11 protein-coding genes are annotated in these 13261 nt (G+C 55.8%); 2 read left to right on the top strand and 9 right to left on the bottom strand.

The features are described 5' to 3' along the window. Nucleotides 1–11: 11 nt before the first annotated feature. The 9 genes from AB3G35_RS20105 to AB3G35_RS20145 all read right to left on the bottom strand — a co-directional run bounded on the left by AB3G35_RS20105 (nt 12) and on the right by AB3G35_RS20145 (nt 6848). Nucleotides 12–593 carry a DJ-1/PfpI family protein gene (locus tag AB3G35_RS20105; RefSeq protein ID WP_106116030.1) on the bottom strand — a complete coding sequence of 194 codons (582 nt, stop codon included), beginning with the start codon at nt 591–593 and terminating at the stop codon, nt 12–14. A 116-nt stretch (nt 594–709) separates the two neighbouring features. Continuing rightward, a complete protein-coding gene (locus AB3G35_RS20110; RefSeq protein ID WP_088377899.1) occupies nt 710–1927 on the bottom strand; it encodes an SAM-dependent methyltransferase in 1218 nt (405 codons plus the stop codon). 295 nt (nt 1928–2222) lie between these two features. Then, entirely contained in the window at nt 2223–3068 is an 846-nt protein-coding gene (locus AB3G35_RS20115) for a hypothetical protein (RefSeq protein ID WP_166672948.1), read from the bottom strand. A gap of 3 nt (nt 3069–3071) precedes the next feature. Continuing rightward, nucleotides 3072–3608, bottom strand: a complete 537-nt coding sequence (locus tag AB3G35_RS20120; protein ID WP_228795889.1) for a 2OG-Fe(II) oxygenase — start codon at nt 3606–3608, stop codon at nt 3072–3074. 28 nt (nt 3609–3636) lie between these two features. Continuing rightward, on the bottom strand, nt 3637–4188 hold the full coding sequence (locus AB3G35_RS20125) for a hypothetical protein (RefSeq protein WP_016782190.1): 552 nt from the start codon (nt 4186–4188) through the stop codon (nt 3637–3639). 56 nt (nt 4189–4244) lie between these two features. Then, nucleotides 4245–4466 carry a LuxR C-terminal-related transcriptional regulator gene (locus tag AB3G35_RS20130; protein ID WP_081481076.1) on the bottom strand — a complete coding sequence of 74 codons (222 nt, stop codon included), beginning with the start codon at nt 4464–4466 and terminating at the stop codon, nt 4245–4247. Between the two features lie 260 nt (nt 4467–4726). Beyond that, entirely contained in the window at nt 4727–5341 is a 615-nt protein-coding gene (locus AB3G35_RS20135; RefSeq protein WP_169909557.1) for a TPM domain-containing protein, read from the bottom strand. A gap of 27 nt (nt 5342–5368) precedes the next feature. Then, a complete protein-coding gene (locus tag AB3G35_RS20140) occupies nt 5369–6106 on the bottom strand; it encodes a YgcG family protein (protein ID WP_106116027.1) in 738 nt (245 codons plus the stop codon). Nucleotides 6107–6239: 133 nt separating this feature from the next. After that, nucleotides 6240–6848, bottom strand: coding sequence for a LemA family protein (locus AB3G35_RS20145; RefSeq protein WP_029611567.1), 609 nt, complete (start codon nt 6846–6848; stop codon nt 6240–6242). A gap of 243 nt (nt 6849–7091) precedes the next feature. Between AB3G35_RS20145 and bglX the strand changes: the two genes are divergently transcribed. Together bglX and AB3G35_RS20155 are read left to right on the top strand one after the other, a co-directional pair. Then, the gene (gene bglX, locus AB3G35_RS20150) at nt 7092–9383 is read left to right on the top strand and encodes a beta-glucosidase BglX (RefSeq protein ID WP_134049827.1); all 2292 of its coding nucleotides are present in this window, start codon (nt 7092–7094) and stop codon (nt 9381–9383) included. A 693-nt stretch (nt 9384–10076) separates the two neighbouring features. After that, complete coding sequence (locus tag AB3G35_RS20155) at nt 10077–12950, top strand: ribonucleoside-diphosphate reductase subunit alpha (protein ID WP_016782185.1); 2874 nt, start codon at nt 10077–10079, stop codon at nt 12948–12950. The last annotated feature ends 311 nt before the right edge of the window (nt 12951–13261 follow it).

Here is a 13261-nt window from a genome sequence, read left to right on the forward strand (position 1 = left end):
ACGCCCTCGTCCTACAAGGTGATTTTGGTACCGAGCAAACCCAGGAACCCTGCCAGCCACGCAGGGTGCGCCGGCCATGCAGGCGCAGTGGCCAGGTTGCCCTGCACGTGGGCCTTGGTCACGTCGATATCGATATAGGTACCGCCTGCCAGACGCACTTCCGGGGCACACGCCGGGTAAGCGCTGCACTCACGGCCTTCCAGCGTGCCAGCAGCAGCCAGCAGTTGCGCGCCGTGGCACACCGCGGCAATCGGCTTGCCCGCCTTGTCGAAGTCACGCACAAGCTCCAGCACCTTTTCATTCAGGCGCAGGTATTCCGGCGCACGGCCACCCGGCACCAGCAGGGCGTCGTAATCGCTGGCTTTGACCTTGTCGAAATCGAAATTCAGGGCAAACAGATGACCGGGCTTCTCGCTGTAGGTCTGGTCGCCCTCGAAGTCGTGAATGGCAGTGCGAACGGTCTGGCCTGAGGTTTTGCCCGGGCATACTGCATGCACCTGATGGCCAACCATCAACAGCGCCTGGAACGGCACCATCACTTCGTAGTCTTCGACGTAGTCGCCAACCAGCATCAGAATTTTTTTCGCTGCCATGGTGCGTGCTCCTGTGGGGTAAGACCTTGGGCCAGTAAGAGTAGCCAAGGTAACCCCTGAATGCCCGGGCGGGTAATAGCCACGTACTACGTACCCGCCAGACACCACTTACAGGTTTACTTCAACAAGCCATCGGCCTGCAGCAGGGTCTCCAGGCAGTGCTCCTGGATGTTGTAGAACGCCTTGAGCTCCTGGATTTTCACCAGCAACTGCGCCGGATCAGCCGGCTCTGCACGTTTGACCGCGAGGATCATCTTGTTCTTGTTGGTGTGTTCCAGCGAGATAAACTCGAACACCTTGGTTTCATAGCCGCAGGCTTCGAGGTACAGCGCGCGCAGGCTGTCGGTGACCATTTCAGCCTGCTGGCCCAGGTGCAGGCCGTATTGCAGCATCGGCTTGAGCAGCGCCGGGCTCTGGATTTGCAGGCGGATCTGCTTGTGGCAGCACGGCGAGCACATGATGATCGCCGCCCCGGAGCGAATACCCATATGGATCGCATAGTCAGTGGCAATATCACAGGCATGCAGGGCGATCATCACGTCGATCGGGGTGGGCGCAAAACTGCGCACATCGCCGTGCTGGAACGTCAGGCCCGGGTGTTCCAGGCGCTGAGCGGCGTTGTTGCACAGCGTGACCATGTCTTCGCGCAACTCAACCCCGGTGACCAGGCCTTCGGCTTGCAGGCTGTGACGCAGGTAATCGTGAATGGCAAACGTCAGGTAACCCTTGCCCGAACCGAAATCCACCACCTTGACCGGCTGGTCGAGCTTGAGCGGCGAGTTGCTCAGGGCGTGGGAAAACACCTCGATAAACTTGTTGATCTGCTTCCACTTGCGCGACATCGCCGGGATCAGTTCTTGCTGCTTGTTGGTCACACCCAGGTCCGCCAGAAACGGCCGGGTCAGATCCAGAAAGCGATTTTTCTCACGATTGTGCTCAGCCGACGGTACTTCGCGCTCTTGCTGGCTTTTGCCTTTGAACAGCGAGCTTTTGCCCTTTTTGCTGTACTCCAGTTGCACTTCGTCGGTCAGGGTCAGCAAATGGGCATTCTTGAACGCTTCGGGCAGCAGGCCGGCAATGATCGCCACGCCTTCGTCCAGCGGGAAATTCTTGGTGATATCGCGGGTTTTGTAGCGATACACAAACGACAGGCAAGGCTGCTCCTTGACCGTGACCTGCTTGATAATCACCCGCTGCAATTCAGCCTCGGAGCCGACGTATTTGGCCAGCACCAGCTTGATAAAGGAATTCTGGGCCAGGCCGGTTTCCAGCAGGTTCAAAAATTGCGCACGATGATCCGGCACAGACGCGGCGGTGGTAGCTGTCACTGACATTGAAAAAGGTGCCTCGGGGGTGCAGGAGGGAAAATCAGAAAACGTATGGCGGGTATTTTAGGCGTGTTGGGCGCGCAGGGCACGGGGTAATTTCATGCGGGCACGGACAGTGGCGGGCATGTGCACCTTGCCAACAATTAAGAATGGCTTGTGATGTGAAAAATAACTTTAGCTCATATAAGTAGAACAGTGAGAATGCCGGCCGGCATGTGAAGATCAATATTATACACTGCACAACATGAACATTTAATAATTCAACCTTTCATAAAACCTACTAAAGCCACCAACCTATAAATCACTTATGATAACTATCCCCCAAATACTTATCCCCTCCCCCATAGATATCACCACCAAACTCAAGACTAATATCCACGCGCCCAACACCATAACCAGACGACTCGGAAGCAGAAGAGCCGAAGGGTGTATATGTACCACCGAGCACCATTTCTCCTCCTCCTCCTCCTCCTCCTCCTCCTCCTCCTCCTCCTCCTCCTCCTATCGCGACACTATTACTTTCGTTGTGCACAACCACTGAAGAAGGCAACAGTTCGCCCGTCGCCGACACCCAATTACAAGAAAATATCTTATTGGCATAAGCCATTCTTAGCGTGTTCCGATCTACGATACGCATATCTGGTGCACACATATAATCAAGATAACTATCAGCTCTATTATTTCTAAAGAAATCGTCAGCAGCAGCCATTAATCTTCCGAAAGTATCTGAGTGATAAATTGACAACAAACCGGTCGCAACAGCGGCTACAGCTAAAGATCCAACAAAAAAAGGCCCCGCACCGGACAAAACCACAAACGTCCCAACAACCCCTACTACATTACCCAGCAGACTGTACAGCTCACCCTTTTTAACTTCACGACCAGCCTTCACATCCATCCCTACTTTCAGGAATGTAATCGTACCTGCGACAATATTCCCTGGCAGACTAATTATTGGCACGTAGGGACCCGCCAGTTTAGTCACCGAAGTAACACTCGCCACAACCGCACCCGTCTGGGCTGATTGACTCAGTAGTGCTCCCCCCTCATTACTTGTTACAAGCTGATCTGAAACGGCAACCGCTCCCGAGCCAACGGTAACACCGTCATCAATAACACCTATAATTACTTCAATTTTACCTGCCACCTGCTATTCCTCAATTATTGTTTTAAATGCCAGGGTCATCCTGACTTGGTCACATGTATTTGAAGGTGATCGTGCGGCATGGGGGATTCGCCCGTCGAACACCACCACGCGCCTTGGTTTCGGCAATACTGCCTTGATAATATGTTCTTTAGTGTCATTGTAAAAAACCAGCTCACCGCCCCAAGAGGTCGGCCAGTACTCATTACAAAACACAACAATTGTTAAACCGGGATGTACTTTATTGTCTCGATGAATGATCGCATCCTGACCAAACGTCTGTCCGTTCGCATAAACGCCTAACAAAGTGATTTTAAAATCATGCAATGCCAGAAATCGCTCCCACACACGGATCAAAAAGCTCCAAGGCTTATTCTCCCTCAACTCTTCAAGGCTTGACTGGCCTAACGGGCGATTCTTACCTGCAATAAACACGTGCCAGCAGGGCCTGACAGCGGGCGAATTTTCATAGCTTGGCCAGTTATAGCGCCACACTTCACCCTTGAGCTGAATAGCAATCGCCCTCTCTTCAGCTTCAGTCAAGAAATCATCAACTACATAAATACCTCCCTCAACCTCCCCTATTATCATCAACCATCCTCCTACAATAATGCCGATTCCAAACACCACACCTGAATATGAAAAAACCGCAATAACTTAAAGCCAGGCACGACAACACAACCGCAAAATAATTACCACCATTGTTATATCGCACCCACCACTCAATCTGCTTACGACTCACCATCAATCGAAGTTCTTCATCATACACCGCCCATACAAATTCACTCTCACCATCAGCATCTACAGCCACCCACAACCTTTTATGCTTATGAACATCCAACAACTTTGCATCCTCACTGGAGAACTCAACCTTGTACTTATAACTCCCTTCATCTTGCCCCACCGCAAAATACAAAAAAGCTGACGACTTAGACCAATCTAAAGGATGGGTAACATATGCGCTGCGCAGCACCAACTTTTTCGGCTCCGGCGGCACTTCCACCCTCGCATTCCACATCATCAAACCAAGCCCCAACATAAGCAGACAACTCAACACCATCAACACCAAATCCACACGGGTCGCCACATAATCAAGCGGTATATACAAAGACAGCTTTTTCATCCTCACCTCTTGCGCACTTGATTTAAAAATAAACTTCAATACCTGACATAGCAACCCTACCGATGTAGGGGTCCCGAAAGCCCATATGAACCTTCACCCATACGGCCAATCTCTACTACTAATTCCATACGACTTCTGACACAGTACTTGCGCAACAACGAAGACACATGGTCCCGCACCGTAAAACCACTAATACGCAACTGTTGCGCTATTTTCTTGTTCGTGCCCCCTTGCAAAAGCAAATCAAGCACCTCTTTCTCCCTGTGCGTAAGCTTCAATCCTTTTCTCCCAAACCATTTAATTCCTTACGGAAAAACATTCAACAAAAACATTCAAACACAACACAACCTAGCCATCATTCAAAAAAATGACAACACAGTTTTTCACAACACGGAAAATTATAATCAGAAGAAATTTATATTGCGACCCAGCAAGAACTTACTTACGAACAGACAAGAACAAACCATAAAGACAACATCATAAAAGTCCGACACTTCTCATCTAAGTGTCGGAAATATCAAAACCACTAAGAAAATGATTACAACATCACCAACCGATTCGGCAGTTGGTTGCGCGTTTGGGTTTTTGGTATGTGTTGTGCGAGCACTTCAGCACACGCATCGATGCAGGCAGTAAAACCTTCGGCCGTATGCCCCAACGCCACGCGGCGTACGAAATCGCTGACGATAGTGCCCCAGTCGCTGTCGTCCAGATGGCGGGATATCCCTTCATCCACCAGGATTTCGACATAACGCTCGGCTTCGCTGACAAAGATCAGCACGCCGGTGCGCCCTGCAGTGTGGTGCAGCTTTTGCTCCAAAAACTGGCGCCGGGCCAGGTTGCTGGCACGCCAATGCCGCACACGGGGCGGGATCAGGCGCGTGGTGATGGCCGGTATGCGAAAGATCAGGCTGAGGAAAACAAAGCTGGCCCATTGCAGCATCAGCAGGGTGTAAGTCGCCAGGCCACTATTAAAAAAGTGCACCACGGCAGGCACCACCAGGGCGATCAGGCTGGCCCATAGCAAGGGGATATAGCTGTAGTCATCGGCACGGGGGGCCAGCACGGTGACGATTTCGGCGTCGGTGCGCAGTTCGGCACGGGTGACCGCTTCTTCAACTTGCCGTTGTTGCTCTTGGGTTAACAAAGCCATAAATATCGATACTCGTTGAAAGATGAATTACCAGCCACCGGAAGCACCGCCGCCGCCAAAACTGCCGCCACCGCCGCGAAAACCACCGCCTCCCCCGCCACCAAAGCCGCCACCGCCAAAACCGCCCGAACGCGAGCCACCACCGCCCGAGTTGCAGATGCCATAAAACTGGCAGGCCGCAACCACCAGTACAAACAGTATGAATAGCAGCACCACCACGCCCGGATGCTCGGCCATGAAGTCATCACCACTGCCCTGCCCGCTGGCATAGGCCGGTTCAGCCAGAGCAGTGCCGCCCAATACTTGCAGGATGGCACCCACCCCGTCGCTGATACCTTGGTTGTAGTTCCCGGCTTTGAAGGCCGGGGTGATGACCTGGTTGATGATGACCGAGGCCTGGGCATCCGTCAGGCGATCCTCCAGGCCATAGCCGACCTCAATGCGCAACTTGCGGTCGTCGCGGGCCACGATCAGCAAGGCGCCGTTGTTCTTGTCCTTTTGCCCGATGCCCCAGGCGCGACCCAGCTGGTAGCCGAAATCTTCGATGGGCGTACCTTGCAGGTCAGGCACGGTGACCACCACCACTTGCTCGCCGGTGGTTTTTTCGTGGGCTTGCAGGGTTTGGGTCAGTTGTTCACGGGTGGCGGGGTCGAGCATTTGCCCTTCGTCCACCACCCGCCCGCTGAGCGCGGGAAAGGTCAGCGCCTGGGCCGTGGCTATAAATAGCCAGAGCAACAGGCCCAGCCCCAGTCTTGATAGGCGCATCGCTACCTCGAACGTTTGTTATCCGTTGTGGGAGCGGGCTTGCTCGCGAGGCAGGCGGCGCGATCTGTCAGGCAAATCGCGTTGATGCCATCGCGAGCAAGCCCGCTCCCACAGGGGGAAAGGCATAAGGCCGTTAAAACTTCACTTCCGGCGCTTTGTCGGCGTCCGGGGTGGTGGCTTCGAATGTGGAGCGCACTGGCAGATCGCTGTACATCACGGCATGCCACAAACGACCCGGGAAGGTGCGAATCTCGGTGTTGTAGCGCTCAACGGCGAGGATAAAGTCGCGCCGCGCCACGCTGATGCGGTTTTCCGTGCCTTCAAGCTGCGATTGCAACGACAGGAAGTTCTGGTTGGATTTGAGGTCCGGGTAACGCTCGGACACCACCATCAACCGGCTCAAGGCGCCAGTCAGCTGGTTCTGCGCTTCCTGGAACTGTTTGAGTTTTTCCGGGTTGTTCAGCGTGCTCGCATCGACCTGGATCGAAGTGGCCTTGGCCCGCGCCTCAATTACCGCAGTGAGGGTGGCCTGTTCCTGTTTGGCCGCCCCCTTGACCGTCTCGACCAGATTGGGGATCAGGTCGGAGCGGCGCTGATACTGGTTCTGCACCTGCGACCATGCCGCCTTGACCTGCTCATCGAGGGTGGGAATGGTGTTGATCCCGCACCCGGCCAGCACACTGCTCAAGGCCAGCAACGCGATAACTTTCCAGCCCGGGGCGCTTATATGTTGTATACCCATGCTTGTGTTGCTCCGAAATATCGACATTAAGTTTTTTGACCACACACCACGCCTAAAAACTCCCGGCAACACTGGATTGCTTGCCGCGAATCAGCTAAAAGACTGCCAGTCATACAGGAATACTCCGCTCTAAAGGTAGGTCAATTCTTTAGTTCAAGTACTCCTGATACCTCCCCAGAACAATATCGCTGCACGAGCGTGGGCCTCCCTCGCTTCAAGTGAGCGGCTGCGCAGAAGAATCCAATGAGAAAAATGTGTTTGCTGGGCATTGTCATCAGCCTGGCCAGTCATACCGCGTGGGCTCAGGCCCCGGCGGCCCCGCTCCCTCCCAAAGACGTGTTCGTCGCCGAGCTGCTGAAAAAGATGAGCGTCGATGAAAAGATCGGCCAACTGCGCCTGATCAGCATCGGCCCGGAAATGCCCCGCGAGATGATCCGCAAGGAAATCGCTGCGGGCCGTATCGGCGGCACATTCAATTCCATCAGCCGCGACGAAAACCGCCCGATGCAAGACGCTGCCATGCGCAGCCGCCTGCAGATCCCGATGTTTTTCGCATACGACGTTATCCACGGCCATCGCACCATTTTCCCGATCAGCCTGGCCCTGGCTTCCAGCTGGGACATGGATGCTATTGGCCTGAGCGGCCGCATCGCCGCCAAAGAGGCCAGCGCCGACAGTATCGACCTGACCTTCGCACCGATGGTCGACATCGCCCGTGACCCGCGCTGGGGCCGTACCTCCGAAGGGTTTGGCGAAGACACTTACCTGGTCTCGCGCATCGCCAGGGTGATGGTGCAGGCCTATCAGGGCGCATCCCCGGCCCTGCCTGGCAATATCATGGCCAGCGTCAAGCACTTCGCCTTGTATGGTGCCGTCGAGGGTGGACGGGACTACAACACCGTCGATATGAGCCCTACACGCATGTTCCAGGACTATCTGCCGCCCTACCACGCTGCGATTGAAGCGGGTGCGGGCAGCGTGATGGTGGCCCTGAACTCGATCAATGGCGTGCCCGCCACCTCCAACATGTGGCTGATGCAGGATTTGCTGCGCAAGGAGTGGGGCTTCAAAGGTGTGGCGGTCAGCGACCACGGCGCGATCAACGAGTTGATCAAGCACGGCGTGGCCAAGGACAGCCGCGAAGCCGCCAAGCTGGCGATCAAGGCCGGTATCGACATGAGCATGAATGACAAGGCCTACGGTGAAGAACTGCCGGGACTGCTCAAGTCCGGCGAAGTACCGCAGAGCGATCTGGACAACGCCGTACGCGAAGTGCTCGGCGCCAAGTACGACATGGGCCTGTTCGCCGACCCCTACCTGCGTATCGGCAAGGCTGAAGATGACCCGGCGGACGTCAAGGCCGACAGCCGCCTGCATCGCGCCGAAGCGCGTGAAGTGGCGCGCAAGAGCCTGGTCCTGCTGAAAAACCAGGGCGAAACCCTGCCCCTGAAAAAGCAGGCGCGTATTGCTCTGGTCGGCCCGCTGGCCAAAGCCCCGATCGATATCATGGGCAGCTGGGCCGCAGCCGGTCAGCCGGCTCAATCGGTAACCGTGTTTGACGGCATGCGCAATGCCATCGGCCAGCAGGACAACCTGATCTATGCCCGCGGTGCCAATATCACTGACGACCAGAAAATCGTCGACTACCTCAACTTCCTCAACTTCGATGCCCCCGAAGTGGTCAATGACCCGCGCCCGGCGCAGGTGATGATCGACGAAGCGGTCAAGGCTGCGCAGCAGGCCGATGTGGTGGTTGCGGTGGTGGGTGAATCGCGGGGCATGTCCCACGAATCGTCGAGCCGCACCAATCTGGACATTCCTGCCAGCCAGCGGGCCCTGATCACGGCGCTCAAGGCCACCGGCAAGCCGTTGGTGCTGGTATTGATGAACGGCCGACCGCTGTCGATCGATGTGCAACAGCAGCAGGCCGATGCCGTGCTGGAAACCTGGTTCAGCGGCACCGAAGGCGGCAACGCCATTGCTGACGTGCTGTTTGGCGACTACAACCCGTCCGGCAAGTTGCCGATCACCTTCCCGCGCTCCGTAGGCCAGATTCCGACCTACTACAGCCATCTGAGCATTGGTCGCCCCTTCACTCCGGGCAAACCGGGTAACTACACCTCGCAGTACTTCGATGAGGGCAACAGCCCGCTGTATCCATTTGGCTATGGCTTGAGCTACACCGACTTCAGCCTGTCGGATGTCAGCCTGTCGGCCAAAACCCTGAAGCCGGGCGCGACCCTGACGGCCAGCGTCACGGTGAAAAACACTGGCAAGCGTGCCGGTGAAACAGTGGTTCAGTTGTATGTCCAGGACGTTACCGCGACCATGAGCCGCGCGGTCAAGGAGCTGAAGAACTTCGAGAAGGTCATGCTCAAACCCGGCGAGCAGAAAGTCGTGCAATTCACCCTCGGCGAGAACGACCTGAAGTTCTACAACGCGCAATTGCAGCATGTCGCCGAACCTGGCGAGTTCAATGTACAAATCGGCCTGGATTCGCAAAACGTCCAGCAAAACAGCTTCCAGTTGCAGTAATTTCGCGCAATTGCCGGGAAGGCTTCACACCGCCTTCCCGGCCCTTCCCCGCAGCAATCCGTGCTTGACCTTTCCTATCTTTGCAGCCGCCCCAAAATGCGTTCGGACAGCGCTGTTTTTTGTGGTAGGGTTCGCGCCCTTAAAATCCGGCACACAGGATTTGTTCCGGCAAAATCCGGTGACAAACGGCTAAATGCCGGTGCAGTGCGGCCTACGTGGATATTCGAGCTTTCACACACAATTTACACACAGGGTTATCCACAGGCAGTACGTTGCACAACCCCTATAAAACGCATATCTTGTATCAGCTCCGCCAAAAAACCCCATATGTAGGGTTTCAGGCCAAAAACCCAACACAACTCAGACGAGAATTTCAAGCCCTTTTCTCGCGCCTGTCGGGTTAAACCAAACGCAGCTTTCAAAGTCCAAACCGCTCATGCGGATGGCAACCGGTTTCCAGCGTAAAAGTCGGAAAGCGGCCCGGGTGTTGCAGTAAAAATACTGTCATCCAACAGGAATACGGTTTCACGCGGTCTGCGTGAATCAAGACTTCGGCACGGAAGCGGCTTAACCCCCCTTCTGTACGTCCCGAAGTTGTTATGCCCGGCTCATTACCGGTTGTAGTGCTTCAGGACGGAACGGTGGGCACCCAAAAGGCGCCCAAACAAACATAGAGAATGTGGAGACACCCCCATGCAAACCGATACAACTCGCGAGAACTCGCAGGGTACCGATTCAAATCTGGATCTGTCTGCGACCGCGCCAGGCCAGCTGCGCGTGATCAAACGTAACGGGGCTGTGGTTCCTTACACCGATGACAAGATCACCGTTGCCATCACCAAGGCGTTTCTCGCAGTTGAAGGCGGCAATGCTGCCGCTTCGTCGCGCATTCACGACACCGTTGCACGCCTGACCGAACAGGTCACTGCAACCTTCAAGCGTCGCATGCCATCGGGTGGCACCATCCACATCGAAGAAATCCAGGACCAGGTTGAACTGGCCCTGATGCGCGCCGGCGAGCAAAAAGTGGCCCGCGACTATGTGATCTACCGTGACGCACGCTCCAAGGAACGCGCCAACCGCGCGCCGGCCGAAGACGCCGTGCAGGCGCACCCGTCGATCCGCATCACCCGTGCCGACGGCACCTTCGCCCCTCTGGACATGGGCCGCCTGAACACCATCGTTTCCGAGGCCTGCGAAGGTCTGGAAGAAGTGGACGGCGAGCTGATCCAGCGCGAAACCCTGAAAAACCTCTACGACGGCGTAGCGCTGAACGACGTTAACACCGCTCTGGTGATGACTGCGCGCACCCTGGTAGAGCGCGAGCCGAACTACTCGTTCGTGACCGCCCGCCTGCTGATGGACACCCTGCGTGCCGAAGGCCTGAGCTTCCTGGAAGTGGCAGAAAGCGCCACGCACCACGAAATGGCCGACCTGTACGCCAAGGCCCTGCCTGCGTACATCGCCAAGGGTATCGAGTTCGACCTGCTGAACCCCGTGCTGGCCACCTTCGACCTGGAAAAACTGGGCAAGGCGATCAACCACGAGCGCGACCAGCAGTTCACCTACCTGGGCCTGCAGACTCTGTACGACCGTTACTTCATCCACAAGGATGGCGTGCGTTTCGAACTGCCGCAGATCTTCTTCATGCGCGTGGCCATGGGCCTGGCGATTGAAGAGAAGCAAAAAGAAGACCGTGCCATCGAGTTCTACAACCTGTTGTCGTCCTTCGACTACATGGCCTCGACGCCAACCCTGTTCAACGCCGGTACCCAGCGTCCGCAGCTGTCCAGCTGCTACCTGACCACCGTGCCGGACGACCTGTCGGGCATCTACCACGCGATCCACGACAACGCCATGTTGTCCAAATTCGCTGGCGGCCTGGGCAACGACTGGACTCCGGTGCGTGCACTGGGTTCGTGGATCAAGGGCACCAACGGCAAGTCGCAAGGCGTGGTTCCGTTCCTCAAGGTTGTGAACGACACCGCCGTCGCCGTTAACCAGGGTGGCAAGCGCAAAGGCGCTGTATGTGCCTACCTGGAAACCTGGCACATGGACATCGAAGAGTTCATCGAGCTGCGCAAGAACACCGGTGATGACCGTCGTCGTACCCACGACATGAACACCGCCAACTGGATCCCTGACCTGTTCATGAAGCGCGTCTTCGATGACGGCCCGTGGACCCTGTTCTCGCCGTCCGAAGTACCGGATCTGCATGACCTGACCGGCAAGGCCTTCGAAGAGCGCTACGAGTACTACGAAGCACTGTCCCAGTACCCGGGCAAGATCAAGCTGTTCAAGACCATCCAGGCCAAAGACCTGTGGCGCAAAATGCTGTCCATGCTGTTTGAAACCGGCCACCCTTGGCTGACTTTCAAAGACCCGTGCAACCTGCGCAGCCCGCAGCAGCACGTTGGCGTGGTTCACAGCTCGAACCTGTGCACCGAAATCACCTTGAACACCAACAAGGACGAAATCGCCGTTTGCAACCTGGGCTCGATCAACCTGCCGAACCACATCGTCAACGGCAAGCTGGACACCGACAAGCTCAAACGCACCATCGACGTCGCCGTTCGCATGCTCGATAACGTTATCGACATCAACTACTACTCGGTACCGCAAGCGCGCAACTCGAACTTCAAGCACCGTCCGGTTGGCCTGGGGATCATGGGCTTCCAGGACGCCCTGTACCTGCAGCACATTCCTTACGCTTCGCAAGCAGCCGTGGAATTTGCCGACAAGTCGATGGAAGCGGTCAGCTACTACGCCATCCAGGCGTCCTGCGACCTGGCTGACGAGCGTGGCGCCTACGAGACGTTCCAGGGCTCGCTGTGGTCCAAAGGCATCCTGCCACTGGATTCGCAACAGATCCTGATCGAACAGCGTGGCCAGAAGTACATCGACGTTGACCTGAACGAATCCCTGGACTGGGCACCGGTTCGCGCCCGTGTACAAAAAGGCATTCGCAACTCCAACATCATGGCCATCGCACCGACCGCGACCATCGCCAACATCACTGGCGTATCGCAGTCGATCGAACCGACTTACCAGAACCTGTATGTGAAATCGAACCTGTCGGGCGAATTCACCGTGATCAACCCGTACCTGGTTCGCGACCTCAAGGCGCGCGATCTGTGGGACTCGGTCATGATCAACGACCTGAAGTACTACGACGGTTCCGTGCAGCAGATCGAACGCATCCCGCAAGAGCTCAAAGAGCTGTATGCCACTGCGTTCGAAGTGGACACCAAGTGGATCGTTGACGCCGCCAGCCGTCGTCAGAAGTGGATCGACCAGGCGCAGTCGCTGAACCTGTACATTGCCGGTGCATCGGGCAAGAAACTGGACGTGACCTACCGCATGGCCTGGTACCGTGGTCTGAAAACCACTTACTACCTCCGTGCCCTGGCTGCGACCAGCACCGAGAAGTCCACCGTCAACACGGGCAAGCTCAACGCAGTATCGAGCGGCAAAAACAGTGAAGACGTAGCCGCGGCCCCAGCCGGCCCGGCGCCGGTGCCAAAGGCTTGCGCCATTGACGAGCCGGATTGCGAAGCTTGCCAATAAGCTGAGCTGGCAGGCGGGTCAAACCGCCTGACCCAAAACCCCCGTTAAACCCTGGCAACAGTTGGGTTTGGCGGGGGTTTTGTTTTTTGGGGGGAGCGAACCAACCCGACTGTGCCTTACCAGTCATTCAGCATGTGAAAACAAGCAGATTCATAAATAAATTTTATTCCGAAGCCTTTGCGTTGAATCAGATAAGTAATTTGTAGGATTTATCCTTCGCGACAAGCAGAACGTTGATAGACCTCGTGGGAAAACACCTATTAACTCCTCAAAGCAGATGGCAAATACTCACCTTATCGCGAAATAGTTAA

The sequence above is a fragment of the Pseudomonas sp. WC2401 genome, from assembly GCF_041200115.1.
GTDB lineage: Bacteria > Pseudomonadota > Gammaproteobacteria > Pseudomonadales > Pseudomonadaceae > Aquipseudomonas > Aquipseudomonas fragi.